Genomic DNA, 14,871 nt, shown 5'->3' on the forward strand with positions numbered 1-14,871 from the left:
CTGAGGGCAGTCGGCACCCCGCCGGCGTGATGCCGCACCAAGCCGCTCACCGCGAGGATCAGGCGACCATGAAGAAAGTCTCCACCGACCACCTCGATCGCATCGTCCAGTTCATCCGGACGAAGGGCAACGGTGACGTGTCGCTTGGCGACGTGGTCGCTCTGGCCGAGGTCACCGTCGAGTCGCTGTCGAGCTTCTTCCGCTCCATCGACATGTCGGTCTACCGCGAGCTTTCCGACATCGCCTCCTTCATCACCAACATGAAGGTTGAGGTCGGCCGACTGCAGCCCAATGACCTCAAGCACAGTCGCATCCCGGCCGCCGGCATGGAGCTCGACGCTATCGTCAAGGCGACCGAGAAGGCCACCGACACGATCATGGGCGCCGCCGAGGAACTCATGGCGGCCGATGCCTCCGACCCCGTCGCCTACAAGGCCATGGTGGACGAGCGCATGATGCTCATCTTCGAGGCCTGTTCCTTCCAGGACATCACCGGCCAGCGCGTCGCCAAGGTCATCGATACGCTCAAGCATATCGAGATGCGCGTTACCCGCTTCGCCGATGCGATCAACGCCGCCGATGCCGACGGCTACCTCTCCGAGGACGAGCGTCGCCGCGAGGAGCGCAAGATCAAGAACATCCTGCACGGGCCCCAGCTCGACGGCGAGGGTGTGGATCAGAACGACGTCGACGCCCTGTTCGCCAAGCCCGAAAAGAAGGGCAAGGACGCCGCCACCGCGAAGTGACGGCCCGCCCGGCGGATGGCGCCGGGCTCTGTCTCACCAGACCAGCTTGCGCATCACGTGCCGCGGATGCTGGCTGGTCTCGCCGATGAGCGCCGCGAGGCCATCGCGCTTCAGGCCCTCGGGCCCCAGCAGCACCTCCGCGTGGATGCCCTCCGCCAGGAACAGGCAGTCGTAGCCCATGCGCACGGCACCGGCGACGTCGGTCCGCATGGCATCGCCGATGCACAGCACCCGCGAGGGATCGGGGCGCGTGCCGAGGATGCGCTCCGCATAGTCCCAGCAGGCCTCGTAGGCCGGCTCGTAGGGCTTGCCGGCATAGAGAACCTCGCCGCCGATGGACTGGTAGCGATCGCCGATGGCGCCGGCGCAGAAAATGAGGTCGTGGCCGACCTCCACCACCTTGTCGGGATTGCCGCACAGGAAGAACAGGTCGCGCGCCTTCATGCGCTCCAGCCGCTCCTGGTAGTCGTCCGGCGTCTCGGTGCGATCATCGACGAGGCCGGTGCAGACCACATAGGCCGCCTCCTCGATGGGGACGAGGCGCGTGTCGATGTCCTCGAACACGACGAGGTCGCGCTGTGGGCCGACATGGTGCACGGGCTCGCCCGGGCGCGTGCGCATGTAGGTGCGCGACACGTCCCCGGACGTGACGATGGCGTCATAGGCCGCCCGCGGTACGCCGAGCCGGTCGAGCTGGCCGACCACCACCGGCGCCTGTCGCGGGGCGTTGGTGATGAGGATCACCGGCACGCCCCGCTGGCGGATGCGCACCAGCGCGTCGCAGGCCCCGGGATGGGCGCGCATGCCGTTATGCAGCACTCCCCAGACATCGGAGAAGACGAGGTCATAGTCCCCGGCAATGGCGGAGAGCCCGTCGATGACCGGTGGCAGGGCGGAGGGAGCGAGCGCGTTCATGCCCGCCGGTTAAGGGCCGGGGCCCGGCGGGTCAAGCGCCGGGCCAGCAAGGCTCAAGCCGGAGGGGTCGCCGTCAGGAAGGGCAGGAGCGCCGCAAGGCAGCCGGCCGGGTTCTCCTCGGGCACGAAATGGCCGCTATCCACCGCCTCGCCGGTGGCCTTCGGCGCGAAAAGGCGCCAGGCATCCAGCGGACTGGACCCGGCCGAGGGGATGCCGGCATCGCCCCAGACCACATGGACGGGCGCGCCGATCGTGCGCCCCGCCGCCTTGTCCGCCTCGTCGGCGGCAAGATCGACGGTGGCGCCGGCGCGATAGTCCTCGCAGCAGGCATGGATGCGCGAGGGGTCGTTGAAGAAGTCGCGATAGTGCTGCAGCGCGCGGTTGTCATAGGCCTCGAGCGTGCCGCTCTTGGTCCAGAGCGACAGCTTTGCCTCGAGATAGGCGGTGGGGTTGCGGCCGATCTCCGCCTCCGGCACCCCCTCGGGGCCGGAGAGAAAGATCCAGTGCTCGGTCTTCGGCGACGGTGCGACGCGAATGCGCTCCCACATGACGATGGTCGGCACGATGTCGATGAGCGCGAGGCGCTCCAGTCGTCCCGGATGGTCGAGCGCCATGCGATAGGTGACACGCGCGCCGCGGTCGTGGCCACAGGCCATGAACCGAACATGGCCGAGCCGCTCCATCACCTCGATCAGCGCTTTCGCCATGTCGCGCTTGGCATAGGGAAAGTGCTGACGGTCGCCGCGGGGCGCGGCCGACCAGCCATAGCCCGGCAGGTCCGGCAGAACGAGGGTGAAGCGCTTCGCCAGCTCCGGGGCGATCTTGTGCCACTCGACATGGGTCTGCGGGAAGCCATGGACCAGGAGCAGCGGCGGGCCGGAGCCGCCCGATCGCGCGAAGATCTGCCCGGCCGAGGTGTCGAGCCAGTGGGATTCGAAACCGGGGAACAGGTCGTGGGTCGCCATCAGGGCCTCCTGCAGGTCATGCCGAGCATAACGCCGCAGGTGGTCGTTGGGTGTCAGCAGTTCGGCGGAGGCCTCAGGCCCCGGCCTTCTCCCGCGCCACAGCCTGCCAGCCGATGTCGCGGCGGCAGAAGCCGCCCGGCCAGTCGATGAGGTCGACGGCCTGGTAGGCCTTCTCCTGCGCCTCGGTCACCGTGGCGCCGGTGGCCGTCACCGCCAGGACCCGGCCGCCATTGGCGACCAGGGCACCGTCCTTCGCCGTCGTGCCGGCATGGAAGACCTCGACGCCCGCAAGCTCGCGCGCCCGCTCGATGCCGCGGATGACGCTGCCCTTCTCCGGCGTGCCCGGATAGCCCTTGGCCGCCATCACCACGGTGAGCGCGACATCGTCGTACCAGCGCACGCTCATGGTCTTCAGCTGGCCGTCCGCTGCCGCCAGCAGCAGCGTCAGCAGGTCGTCCTTCAGCCGCATCATCAGCACCTGGCATTCCGGGTCGCCGAAGCGGCAATTGTATTCGATGAGCTTCGGCCCCTCGGCGGTGATCATCAGGCCGGCGAAGAGTACGCCCGTGAACGGATGGCCCTTGGCCTTCATCGCCGCGAGGGTCGGGCGGATGATCTCGGCCATGGTGCGCTCGACCATGGCGGGCGTCATGACCGGGGCCGGCGAATAGGCGCCCATGCCGCCGGTGTTCGGGCCGGTATCGCCGTCGCCGACGCGCTTGTGGTCCTGGGCGGTGGCGAGGGCGAGGGCATTGTCGCCGTCGCAGAGGGCGAAGAACGAGGCCTCCTCGCCAGTCATGAACTCCTCGATGACGACGGAGGCGCCGGCGGCGCCCATGCCGCCCTCGAACATCATGTCGACGGCGGCCAGCGCCTCGTCCAGCGTCATGGCGACCACGACGCCCTTGCCGGCGGCGAGGCCGTCGGCCTTGACGACGATCGGCGCGCCCATGCGGCGGACATAGTCCTTGGCCGGTTCGGCGGCGATGAAGCGCTCATAGGCCGCGGTGGGGATCGAGAATGCCCGGCAGAGGTCCTTGGTGAAGCCCTTGGAGCCCTCGAGCTGGGCAGCCGCCTGCGACGGCCCGAAGACCTTGATGCCCGCGGCGGTCAGGTCATCGGCAAGGCCCGCCACCAGCGGCGCCTCCGGGCCGACCACGACGAAGGTGATGGCATGGCTGCGGCAATAGGCGATGACGGCGGCATGGTCGGCGACGTCGATCGCCGCGAGGGTCGCGACCTCGGCAATGCCGGGATTGCCGGGAGCGCAATGCAGCGTGGTGAGCAGCGGGCTCGCGGAGAGGGCCCAGGCGAGGGCATGTTCGCGGCCGCCGCCGCCGATCAGAAGCACGTTCATCGCTGTCTCCCCCGGGCTCGCGCGCGCACCGGCCACGGCCGATCGCCCCTTCAACCCGCGTCCCGCAGCGTCTAGACAAGAGCGCCCCGTCCGGCAACGGATTCGCTTCGCATGGCCGATATCGTCCCGTCCAACACGCCCGAGATCTCCGTCTCGGACCTCTCCGCCGCCATCAAGCGGACGGTGGAGGACGCCTTCGGCTATGTGCGCCTGCGCGGCGAGGTCTCCGGCTTCAAGGGCCCCAGCGGCTCCGGCCATGTCTATTTCCGCCTCAAGGACGAGGGCGCCACCATCGAGGCGGTGATCTGGAAGGGCGTCTATGGCCGCCTCAAGGTGAAGCCCCAGGAGGGCCTGGAGGTCATCGCCACCGGCCGCGTCACCACCTTCCCCGGCTCGTCCAAGTACCAGGTCGTCATCGAGAGCCTGGAGCCGGCCGGCGTCGGCGCGCTCATGGCCCTTCTGGAGGAGCGCCGCCGCAAGCTCACCGCCGAGGGCCTGTTCGATCCGGCCCGCAAGCGCCCCTTGCCCTTCCTGCCGACGGTGATCGGCGTCGTCACCTCGCCCACCGGCGCGGTCATCCGCGACATCCTGCACCGCCTGGAGGACCGCTTCCCCCGCACCGTTCTGGTCTGGCCGGTGCGCGTCCAGGGCGAGGGCAGCGCGGCGGAAGTCGCCGCCGCCATCCGCGGCTTCAACGCCATAGGCCCAGACGACGACCTGCCGCGGCCCGATGTCATCATCGTCGCGCGTGGCGGCGGTTCGCTTGAGGACCTCTGGGGCTTCAACGAGGAGATCGTCGTCCGCGCCGCCTTCGAGAGCGCGATTCCCTTGATCTCGGCGGTCGGCCACGAGACCGACACGACCCTCATCGACTTTGCCGCCGACCGTCGCGCGCCGACCCCCACCGCCGCCGCCGAAATGGCGGTGCCGGTGCGCGCCGACCTCGTCGCTGAGACGCAGGGCCTTGGCCGCCGCCTCGGCCTTGCCGTGGCGCGCGGCATGGAGGGCCGGCGGACCGAACTGCGCGCCGCCGCGCGCGCCCTTCCCGACGCGGAGCGGTTGCTGGAAACCGCCCGCCAGCGGCTCGATGCGGCCGGCGAGCGCCTGCCCAATGCGCTCGCCGCCAATGCCGGCGCCCACCGGGCGCGGCTGCTGCGGGCCGCGGGGCGCCTCGCGCCGGGCGTCCTGCGACTGAGGATCGACCGCTCCCGCGACCGTATCGAAGCGCTGTCCGGTCGCGCCGCTACGGCCCTGACGCGCGGCACCGAAACCCGTCGACTGGGTTTCAGCACGCTCGCCGAGCGCCTGAAGCGCTCCCTCGGCGTCTATGCCCGCAGCCAGACCGACCGCATCGGCCGGGCCGGCGAGCGGCTGGCGGCGATCGAGGCGCGGTCGACGCGCGCGATGGACCTCGTGCTGCGCCGCTGCCGCGATCGGCTCGACGCCGCATCGAAGCTTCTCACGGCGCTGTCCTACCAGGGTGTGCTCGCCCGCGGTTTCGCGCTGGTGCGGGATGCGGAGGGCCGCCCGCTGCGCTCCGCCGCCGCGATCGGTCCCGGCAGGGCGCTGGCCATTGAATTTGCCGACGGTCGGATTGCCGCCACCGCCGAGGGCGAGGCGCCGCCCGCCTCGCCGAAGCCTGCTCCCCGCCCGGCCGAGCCGAAGCCGCGGAAGGCGGGGGAGGGCAAGACCGAAGGCCAGGGGACCCTGTTCTAGCGCCCGTCAGCGGGCCGGCGCCGCCTCGCGCAACCGTACCGCCGTCTCCGCAAGCCGTCCGAGAGCCTCCGGCTGAACGGTGCTGCCCATATGGTCGGTCCCCGGCAGCACCGTGACCTCGATCGCCGGGTTCGCCGCCTTGACCGCCGCCGAATAGGCGCTGGCCAGAAACATCTCGTCCTCCGCGCCGATGAGCACGGCCGCGGGCCGCCGGATCTGGCCCAGCGCGGCGCGCCAGTCACGGGGCAGGCTCATATTGGCGAGCAGCCGGTGCGAATAGATCCGCGCCCGCTTGCCCCGCGCATCGTCCGGCACGGCATAGGCGACGGCGGCGAGGCCGTCGAAGGCCGAAATGCCCATGCTGTTGAGGACGCTCAGGGCGATGATGCGCGGCACGGCGGCATCAGCCCAGCCGCCGGAGCCGGGGCGGCTGACAGTCGGATCGACAGACAGGAAGGGCGATGTTGCGAGATAGGCGTGGAAGCGCTCGCCGATGGGACCTGCGCCGATGCGCAGGGCGAAGGCCCCGCCGAGGGAATGGCCGACGAGCATCCTTTTCTCCTTCGGATGCCGCTCTTCGATGATCTTGAGCAGGTCGGCCATGTCGTCTTCCAGCTGGCCGCGATAGCCGATGTCGCCGAGCGGACCGCTCTCGCCATGGCCGCGCAGATCGAGCGAATAGATCGTGAAACCCTGCCCGTTCAGGCTGCGCGCCACCCCGTCCATGCTGGCCGAAAATCCCGTCGAGCCGTGAACGAGAACCGCAACGCCCGCACCTGAGGCGCCCGGATAGAAGCGATAGGCGAGCGCCTGCCCGTCCCGCGCCGTGAAGGTCTGTTCGCGGGGCAAGCCCTGAATCCAGCCGCCGATCGTCCGCCCGGCGGCTTCCATCGCCGGCATGGCGGGCGGTGGCTTGGGGCGCGACAGGGCGAGCATGGCGCCGAAACCGGCGATGGGGAGCACGAGAGTGGCGAGAAGGGCGATACGGAGAATGCGCATGACCGGGTCCTGAAGCAGTGACGCCGATTGCCTAGCCACAGGCCGGGCCCTAGTCTGCGGCCTCTTCGCGAACGGCACGAATTCTTCGCCAATGACCGACCATTCTGACATGCCGAGCCTCGGCGAGCCCGGCGAAGCGCGTCTCGGTCTGGCGCTGACATTGCTGGGCTTCGGTGCCTTGCTCGGTGTTCTCGGCCCCTTCGGCTCCTATCTCGGCATCAGCCTACCGGTGCGCGTGCTGCACTACACCGCCAACATGGCCGTGATCAGCGCCATGGCGGTGGCGGCGAACGCCCTGGCGGCCCGGTACCTCTATCGTGGCCCGGTGCCGCTCTGGGGTTCACTGGTGATTGCGCTCGTCATCGCGCCACCGGGCGCGCTGGTGGTGATGGCGCATCTCCGATTCTTCGCGCCGCAGGTCCTGCCTTACGTCACCTTCGTCGAACTGTGCTTTCAGACGGCGCTGATCAACGTGCTGGTCAGCCTTGTCGTGCGGGCCGTCCGCGCGCTGGTGCGCGCGCGCCATGTGGCCCAGCCGCAGACGACCGCCCCGGTCCCTGTAATTGCTGAGGATCGGCGATCCGACGACATCCTTCGCGAGAAGCTGCCGATGCCCTTGCGCCGCGCGCCGATCCTCGCCCTGTCGGCGGAGGACCACTATCTGCGCGTCCACACCGACCGCGGGCAGGCGCTGATCCTGATGAGCCTGTCGCAGGCGATCGACGCGCTCGGCGAGGAGGCCGGCCTCAGGATCCACCGCTCGCACTGGGTGGCTCGCAATGCGGTGATCGACAGCGCCCGCAAGGATGGCGGTCTCGCGGTGACCCTCGCCAATGGCCTCACCCTGCCGGCGAGCCGGAGCGGCAGGCGTCTCCTGGAAGACGCCCGCCTGGTCTGACCGTCACTGCAGGGTCTGCTGGGCGATCCAGGTCTTTACCGAGCGCAGCGCGTCGTGCGGCGTCTCGGCAAGGCCGAGCGCGGATTTCCACACGGTGAGCTGGCCATCGGCGCTGGTGCCGCGCAGGCAGATGTCGAGGCAGCGGCCGAGGTCGTCCTGACAGTCGAGCGCCTCGGCATCCTCCTCCAGCATCATCACCGTCTCGCGCACGAGGTCGGCAATGGACACCGTGGTGCGCCGTGCCTCGTCGACGAAGGAGCCGTGGATGCCATAGCGCTGCGCCCGCCACTTGTTCTCCTGCGCCACCGCCCGCGACAGCGGCGACAGGTCGGCGCGGAACTCCGGATGGCGGATGAGGTAACGCACCATGGAGCGGTAGAGCGCCGCGATGGCGAGGCTGTCGTCGAGATGGGTGCAGGAATCCGGCGCCCGCAGCTCCAGCGTCGGGAAGCGCCGCGAGGGACGCACCGCCCACCAGACATAGCTGGAATCCTCGATGACCCGGGCCTCCACCAGCAGCGAGACATAGTCGTCATACTCAGCCTGGGTCTTGAACATCTCCGGCAGGCCGGTGCGCGGCAGCTCGTCATAGGCGGCGAGCCGGTAGCCCATGAGGCCGGTTGCGCGCGACTGCCAGAAGGGCGAGGAGGTCGAGAGCGCGATGATCAGCGGGATGGTCGGCATGAGCCGGCCCATCACGTCGATGCGGCGCGACAGGTCGTCGAACTCGGCATGAACGTGCAGGCCGCAGACGATGTTGCGCTGGCCGAGCATCTGCAGGTCATGCATGACGCTGTCATAGCGCGGCGCGTCGCTCGCCCGCTGCGTCGCCCACAAGGCGGTCGGATGCGTACCCGAGGCGAGGATGGCGAGGCCGTGCCTGGCCGCCACCTCCCCGAGCGCGCCCCGCATGGCCTGGAGCTCGTTGCGGGCGCCGGTCGGCGTTGTGTGGACCGACGAGGTGATCTCGATCTGCGACTGCAGCATCTCGCTGCCGACGCGGTCGCCAAGCCTTGCTTTGGCCGCGTCGAGGAAGCCCTGCGGCATCCGCCGCATGACTGCCTTGGTCTCTGCATCGACCACGAAGAATTCCTCCTCGATGCCGAAACGGCGCGTGTCGGACATGATCATCTCCATGAAACGGCTTTGGAATTTGCTGGACGCGTCCTGCGCCTCAACGCGGCGCGGTCCGGGCCGTTCCCTGATGGGGAAGGGGTCACCGGCGGCGCAAAGCCTGGCGGGCCGGGGGGCGAAAATGTGGCCCGAACCGGTCACGCGCCGCCCCAATTCCGTAAGGCGTTGAAAGATGGCGTGAACTTAAAATGGTTGACTTGGGCGCCGTTCAGGGCAGGGGCGGCCGCCGCTGCGCTAGGCTCAGCGCCAGTCGCCAAGCACCGCCTGGACCACCGCCAGGGCCGCCACCGCCGCCGTATCGGCGCGCAGGATGCGGGGACCGAGCGACAGGGCGAGGGCCCGCGGGTGACGCGCCACCAGCGTGCGCTCCTCGGGCGCGAACCCGCCCTCGGGGCCGATCAGCACGGTGATTCCCCCGGTGATCGGCCTTGCCGCCGCCAGGGCCTCCGCCGGATTGGCGAGCGCCGCATCCTCGTCGCAGAAGACCAGCAGCCGGTCGGCGGGCAGGGCGGCCAGCGCCTCCGGCAGGCCGGCCGTCTCGTCGCAGGCGGCGAGCGTCAGCACGCCGCACTGTTCCGCCGCCTCCACCGCATTGGCGCGCATCCGGTCGAGATTGACCCGCGCGGCCTGTGTCCGCCGGGTCATCACCGGCTGGAGCCGCGTCACGCCCATCTCCACCGCCTTCTGCACCATGTAGTCGAGGCGGGCGTGCTTGAGCGGCGCGAACATCAGAGCGAGGTCGCCTGCCGGGGGTTGCGGCCGCAGCATCTCCTCGACGATCAGGTCGAGGCCCTTCTTGCCGGAACGGGCGAGACGCGCCCGCCATTCGCCATGCGCGCCGTCGAACACGGCGATGCTCTGGCCATCGCCGAGCCGCATGACGTTGAGGAGATAATTGGCCTGGTCGCGGTCGCAGCCGATGGTCGCACCCGCGGCGAGAGATCCCTCGACGCGAAGCCGGATGGCGCGGAAATCATAGGCCGCCATGCGGCATTCCTCCTCCTGCGGGCAGCCTCGGAGCCGGTGCCAGGGCCACACGCACCCGGCGGTGATGAACCTCGCCAGCCCGTCACATTGCCACGATGCCGTCGGATTGATATGTAACCTGCCGAATTCACTCAACCTCGATTGCATCGTCGCTCGCCTTGCGGGCGGGTTCAGGGGCCGTCCACATGAGCCTTCGCCGCGTCAAGACCGTCCTCGCCGCGACCGCGCTCGCCGCCGGCCTCGCCATGGGCGGCACGGTGCGGGCGAACGAGATCTGCCAGGCCGAGTTCCAGCCGCTTGTCGCCGCCCACCAGGAGGTGATGAAGGAGACCCAGGCCGGGATGCCGCGGGGCCGCCCGACCACCTTCGAACAGGCCAAGGCCAATGCCGAGCGGGCTTGCCGCCTGCTCACCAATGCCCGCGCCTCGTTCCTGCGCCTGCAGCAGTGGATGCAGAACAATGCCGATTTCTGCCGCCTGCCCGACCAGATCATCAACGACGTGAACACCGGCGTCACCAACATCACCCGCAACCGCACCCAGGCCTGCAACGGCGTCGCCCAGATCGAGCGCCAGCGCCGCCAGGCCGAGGCTGGCGGTGACGGCGGCGCCAATCCCTTCGCGCCCAATGCCGGCCGGCGTCCGCAGCTCGACCTGCGCACACCCGGCGCCCTGTGATCCGGCCGTGCCGCTGATCCGGTCATGACGGCCACCGACGGACGCGTCGCAGACGCCGTTCGCGGCTCCTGGGTCGACACGCTCGCCCCCGCCGCCTGGCGGCCCTATCTGCGCCTCGCGCGCGCCGACCGTCCCATCGGCTCCTGGCTGCTGCTGCTGCCCTGCTGGTGGTCGGCTGCCTATGCGGCGATCGCCGCAGGCCATGCCCTTCCCAATCTCTGGCACATGGCGCTTTTCGCCATCGGCGCGGTCGCCATGCGCGGCGCCGGCTGCACCTACAACGACCTTGTCGACCGCGACATCGACGCCATGGTCGAGCGGACCCGCTCGCGTCCGCTGCCCTCCGGCCAGGTGACATCGCGCCAGGCCAAGATCTTCCTCATCGCCCAGCTCGCCGTCGGCGCCATGGTGCTGCTGGCGCTGTGGAATCCCTTCGCATGGGCCGTGGGCATCGCCTCGCTCTCGGTGGTGGTCATCTACCCCTTCATGAAGCGCATCACCTCCTGGCCCCAATCGGTGCTCGGCCTCGCCTTCTCCTGGGGCGCGCTGATGGGATGGGCCGCAGCCTTCGGCCGCCTCGATGCGCCGGCCCTGCTGCTCTATGCCGCCTCCATCCTGTGGGTCATCGGCTACGACACGATCTACGCCCACCAGGACCGCGAGGACGACGCCATTGTCGGCGTCCGCTCCACCGCCCTGCTTTTCGGCGAGCGCACACCGCTCTTCCTGTCGCTGTTCTATGCCGGAACGGTCACCTTCCTCGGCCTGTCGCTGTGGACCCTTGCCGCGCCGGCCCTCGCCTATGCCGGCCTTGCCGCCTTCGCCCTGCACCTCGCCTGGCAGGTGAGGAGCCTCGACATTGCCGATCCCGACGGCTGTTTGCGCCTGTTCAAGTCCAACCGCGACGCCGGGCTGATCTTCCTCGCCGGCCTGATGGCGGCGGCCCTCCTCCAGGCGTTCGGCTGACCTCAGCGGCGACGCTTCGCCGCCACCAGCTCCGCCACCGCCTGCTCGCCCGAGGCTGCGAGGCCGGTGATCACGCCCTCCACATCGGCGGCAGGCCGGTTCTGGCTCATCTTCATCTTGCCGTCGAAGCCGGTGACGCTGAACGCCATGCCGACAATGGCGCGCATCTGCATGGCGAGGAAATCCTCCGGCGCGTCATCCATGGCCCAGGGATGGTCGCGATGCGCCTCGTGGGCATCGGTCAGATCGGAGAGGTTCTGGCGCAGGAAGGCGGTGTCGTGGGGCCATGAGACGGTGCCCCGCACATGGACGGCGGCATAGTTCCAGGTCGGGACGACCTTCCCGGTCTCCTTCTTGGTGGCATACCAGGATGGTGTCACATAGGCCTGCGGCCCCTGGAAGATCAGCAGCGCCTCCGATCCGTCGGGCGTCGTCGACCAGTGCGGATTGGCGCGGGCGAGATGGCCGAAGAAGGCGACGGTCTCCCCCTCCTGCTTCCAGATCACCGGCAGATGCGTCGCATAGAGGCCCTCGGCGCCCTGCGTCACCAGCGTGGCGAAGGGATGGGCGGCGCAGAAGGAGGCGATCTCACGGTCCTCGCCCATGGCGAAGAGCGGCGGAACGTACATCGGAACCCTCCCAGATATGACGAGGCCGGGACGATAGGGCATCGTCCCGGCCTGTCCAATGCACAGCAATGATGGTGGAAATTCGCTCCGCTGATCAGGCGGCGCGCACCTCCGTCACGAAGGTCTTCAGCGCCGCCTCGATGTTGCTGGAGCAGGCGGCGAGACGGTCGCGGGCCTGGCCGCCCTCCGCTGCCGAGCGGCCGGTGCCCTCGGCGGCCTGGCTCACATCGACGATGGACCGGCGGGCGTGGTCGGCATGGCCATTGGCCTCGCCGATGGCGCGGGAGATCTCGGCGGTCGAGGCCTGCTGCTCGTCCACCGCCGCGGCGATGGCCGTGGTGATATGGTCCATGGCGCCGATGGTCTCGGTGATGACGCCGATGGCCTGGACGGTCGCCTGGGTGGCGGTCTGCATGCGGCTGACCTGCGAGGCGATCTCATCGGTGGCCTTGGCCGTCTGGCCGGCGAGCTGCTTCACCTCGGCCGCGACGACAGCGAAGCCCTTGCCGGCCTCACCGGCGCGGGCGGCCTCGATCGTCGCGTTGAGGGCGAGAAGGTTGGTCTGCTCGGCCACCGCATTGATGAGGCCGATGACCTCGCCGATCTTGCGGGCGGCGCCGTCGAGCTCGGCGACGCGCGAACCGGTGTCGCCGGCTTCCTTGACCGCCCGGCCGGCGACCTCCGAGGAGGCCGAGACCTGGCGGCCGATCTCGCTGATGGAGGCCGCCAGCTGGTGGGCGGCGCTCGCCACGGCGTTCATGTTCTGCGTCGCCTGGTCGGTCGCGCCGGAGGCGGTGTCCACCTTCCCGCTCATGGCCGCCGCGGCGGAGGAGAGGCTGTCGGCGCTGACATCGAGGCCGCTCACCGCCGCATTGGCCTCGCTGATGCGCTGGGCCATCACCTTCTCATAGCCGACGATCGCCGTTTCGAGCCGGCGGCCGCGTTCGGCGCGGGTCTCGGCTTCCGCGAGGCGCTCGGCCTCGGCCGTCTTGGCAGCGCGGGCATTGTCGCGCAGCACGACGATGGCCCGGCTGAGATCGCCGATCTCGTCGCGCCGGGTGGAGACAGGGATGGCGCTGTCGAGGTCGCCGGCGGCGACACGCTCGAGGGCGCCGGTCGCGGCCACCAGCGGCTTCACCGCGCGCCGCACCACGAAGGCGGCGACGAGGCCGAGGACGACGACGATGCCGGTGAGCGCCGCGATCATCGCGTAGAGCGTCGACATGGCCTGTTCACGCAGCTGCTCGGTGGGGATGCCGATGAACAGCACGCCGATCACCTTGCCGGCAGTGTCGATCACCGGGTGATAGGCGGTGAAGAAGGAACGGCCGAACAGGGTCGCCGGGCCGTAATAGGGCTGGCCGGCCTTCAGCGGCGCCTGCGCCGGATGGTCGGCGGCCAGCGCCGTGCCCACCGCGCGCTCGCCATTCTGCGTGCGCACATTGGTGGTGCGGCGGATGAAGGCGCCCTTGTCGTCGGTGACGAAGATCGTGGCGACACCGCCGACCGCCTGCACCGTCCGGTCGACGATGGAATGGTCGGTGAAGGTCGGCATGGCGGGGGCCCTGAGGTCGTTGACCCGCTCGGCCACGATGCCGAAGCGGCTCTCCGGCTGACCCGCGGCGAAGAGCACGGTTAGTGTTCGCAGATTGGTCTGGGCATCCCCTGTCGCCGATTGAACGTTGCGGCTCTGGATCAGCTGCCAGCCGGCCCCCACGACGAGGGCGGCGGTCACGGCGAGGAGAAGAACAACGAAGCCGACCGACTTGGCGCCGATCTTGAGCCGCGGAAGACGTGAGAACATGGGGAGCATCGTCCTGAGGGCGTAAGGTCCAGCCCTTATTCCGCGTGCAGACCGTTAAATTCCGCTGAATAGCGGTCTTGGAATGTGTAAAAAAATTGTATTACGTTAGGTCACCTACCGAGGCGGGAGCGCGCCTCGCGGCTGTCGGCGTCCATCTGGTCGATGAGTGCCTCAAGAGAGGCGAACTTCGCCTCGCCTCTGAGGTAGGACGCGAAGGCGACGTCGACCTCCTTGTCGTAGAGGTTGCCGGCAAAGTCGAAGACATGCACCTCGAGCAGCGGCGCGCCATTGTCGAATTGCGGCCGCCGGCCATAGCTCGCGACGCCCTGGTGCCAGGTCCCGTCTAGGCCGACCATGACGGCGTAGATGCCATGGGCCAGGCCGCAAGAGGCATCCAGCCGGATGTTGGCCGTGGGATAGCCGAGCTCCCGGCCGCGCTTTTCGCCATGGATGACCGGGCCGGTGACGAACCAGGCATGGCCGAGCAGATCATTCGCCGTCTCGACGCGACCTGCCGCCAGCGCCGCGCGGATGGCGGAGGAGGAGATCGGTCCGTCAGGCCCGTCGAGGGCTGCGACCTCGATCACTGCGAAGCCACGGGCCTCGCCCGCCTGCCGGAGCGTCTCGGCATTGCCGGCCCGGCGCGCACCGTAGTGGAAGTCGCGCCCGACGACGACCGTGCCAGCCCCGAGCCAGTCGACCAGCAGGCGGTCGACGAAGGCCTCCGCGCTGGTTCCGGCCATGGTGGCGTCGAAGGGGAGCAGCGCGAGGCCGTCAGCCCCCGCCGCGGCGAGGAGCCGGGCCTTGCCGGCCGCATCGGTCAGCCGGAACAGCGGCACGTCCGGCTGGAAATAGCTGCGCGGGTGTGGCTCGAAGGTCAGCACGACCAGGGGACGGGTCGTGCGGCGCGCCATGGCGAGGACGTGGCGATGGCCGCGATGGACCCCGTCGAAATTGCCGATGGCGACGGTGGGACGGGCAAGGGAGGCGGGAAGCACCTGCCCCGGGCCGAGCACCGGAAAGGCGGCGGAAGGCCGCGGCGGCGGCAGGATCAACGGCATGTCGGACGGGATCGGAA

At 69.6% G+C, this 14,871-nt stretch carries 14 protein-coding genes; 5 read left to right on the forward strand and 9 right to left on the reverse strand.

The window, feature by feature from the left end:
• Positions 1-68: 68 nt before the first annotated feature.
• Positions 69-746: a protein phosphatase CheZ gene (locus tag O9344_RS00515; RefSeq protein ID WP_298471503.1), complete on the forward strand. Its 678-nt coding sequence runs from the start codon at positions 69-71 to the stop codon at positions 744-746.
• 33 nt (positions 747-779) lie between these two features.
• Here O9344_RS00515 and O9344_RS00520 read toward each other — a convergent pair whose 3' ends face one another.
• From O9344_RS00520 to purD, 3 genes are all read right to left on the reverse strand, one after another.
• The gene (locus O9344_RS00520; protein ID WP_298471506.1) at positions 780-1,661 is read right to left on the reverse strand and encodes a TIGR01459 family HAD-type hydrolase; all 882 of its coding nucleotides are present in this window, start codon (positions 1,659-1,661) and stop codon (positions 780-782) included.
• A 53-nt stretch (positions 1,662-1,714) separates the two neighbouring features.
• A complete protein-coding gene (locus O9344_RS00525) occupies positions 1,715-2,626 on the reverse strand; it encodes an alpha/beta hydrolase (RefSeq protein ID WP_298471509.1) in 912 nt (303 codons plus the stop codon).
• Positions 2,627-2,699: 73 nt separating this feature from the next.
• Entirely contained in the window at positions 2,700-3,983 is a 1,284-nt protein-coding gene (purD, locus tag O9344_RS00530) for a phosphoribosylamine--glycine ligase (RefSeq protein WP_298471512.1), read from the reverse strand.
• Between the two features lie 111 nt (positions 3,984-4,094).
• On the opposite strand from purD, the gene xseA reads away from it, so the two are divergent.
• Positions 4,095-5,699 (forward strand): exodeoxyribonuclease VII large subunit, encoded by a 1,605-nt coding sequence (xseA, locus tag O9344_RS00535; protein WP_298471515.1) that lies wholly within the window; start codon positions 4,095-4,097, stop codon positions 5,697-5,699.
• A gap of 6 nt (positions 5,700-5,705) precedes the next feature.
• On the opposite strand, the gene O9344_RS00540 is transcribed toward xseA, so the two are convergent.
• A complete protein-coding gene (locus O9344_RS00540) occupies positions 5,706-6,698 on the reverse strand; it encodes an alpha/beta hydrolase (protein ID WP_298471517.1) in 993 nt (330 codons plus the stop codon).
• Between the two features lie 91 nt (positions 6,699-6,789).
• Here O9344_RS00540 and O9344_RS00545 point away from each other — a divergent pair, with 91 nt between their 5' ends.
• Positions 6,790-7,596 (forward strand): LytTR family DNA-binding domain-containing protein, encoded by an 807-nt coding sequence (locus tag O9344_RS00545; protein WP_298471519.1) that lies wholly within the window; start codon positions 6,790-6,792, stop codon positions 7,594-7,596.
• A 3-nt stretch (positions 7,597-7,599) separates the two neighbouring features.
• On the opposite strand, the gene O9344_RS00550 is transcribed toward O9344_RS00545, so the two are convergent.
• Both O9344_RS00550 and O9344_RS00555 read right to left on the reverse strand, forming a co-directional pair.
• On the reverse strand, positions 7,600-8,721 hold the full coding sequence (locus O9344_RS00550) for a carboxylate-amine ligase (protein ID WP_298471521.1): 1,122 nt from the start codon (positions 8,719-8,721) through the stop codon (positions 7,600-7,602).
• A 249-nt stretch (positions 8,722-8,970) separates the two neighbouring features.
• Positions 8,971-9,717 (reverse strand): 16S rRNA (uracil(1498)-N(3))-methyltransferase, encoded by a 747-nt coding sequence (locus tag O9344_RS00555; protein ID WP_298471524.1) that lies wholly within the window; start codon positions 9,715-9,717, stop codon positions 8,971-8,973.
• A gap of 185 nt (positions 9,718-9,902) precedes the next feature.
• Here O9344_RS00555 and O9344_RS00560 point away from each other — a divergent pair, with 185 nt between their 5' ends.
• Complete coding sequence (locus O9344_RS00560) at positions 9,903-10,394, forward strand: hypothetical protein (protein ID WP_298471526.1); 492 nt, start codon at positions 9,903-9,905, stop codon at positions 10,392-10,394.
• 24 nt (positions 10,395-10,418) lie between these two features.
• Complete coding sequence (ubiA, locus tag O9344_RS00565) at positions 10,419-11,360, forward strand: 4-hydroxybenzoate octaprenyltransferase (RefSeq protein WP_298471528.1); 942 nt, start codon at positions 10,419-10,421, stop codon at positions 11,358-11,360.
• Positions 11,361-11,362: 2 nt separating this feature from the next.
• Here ubiA and O9344_RS00570 read toward each other — a convergent pair whose 3' ends face one another.
• From O9344_RS00570 to O9344_RS00580, 3 genes are all read right to left on the reverse strand, one after another.
• The gene (locus tag O9344_RS00570) at positions 11,363-11,989 is read right to left on the reverse strand and encodes an FMN-binding negative transcriptional regulator (protein WP_298471531.1); all 627 of its coding nucleotides are present in this window, start codon (positions 11,987-11,989) and stop codon (positions 11,363-11,365) included.
• Positions 11,990-12,083: 94 nt separating this feature from the next.
• Positions 12,084-13,793, reverse strand: coding sequence for a Cache 3/Cache 2 fusion domain-containing protein (locus O9344_RS00575; RefSeq protein ID WP_298471533.1), 1,710 nt, complete (start codon positions 13,791-13,793; stop codon positions 12,084-12,086).
• A 110-nt stretch (positions 13,794-13,903) separates the two neighbouring features.
• Positions 13,904-14,854: a bifunctional riboflavin kinase/FAD synthetase gene (locus O9344_RS00580; protein WP_298471535.1), complete on the reverse strand. Its 951-nt coding sequence runs from the start codon at positions 14,852-14,854 to the stop codon at positions 13,904-13,906.
• Positions 14,855-14,871 lie beyond the last annotated feature (17 nt).

Origin of the sequence: Phreatobacter sp. (genome assembly GCF_027532945.1) — a bacterium.
Lineage (GTDB): Bacteria > Pseudomonadota > Alphaproteobacteria > Rhizobiales > Phreatobacteraceae > Phreatobacter.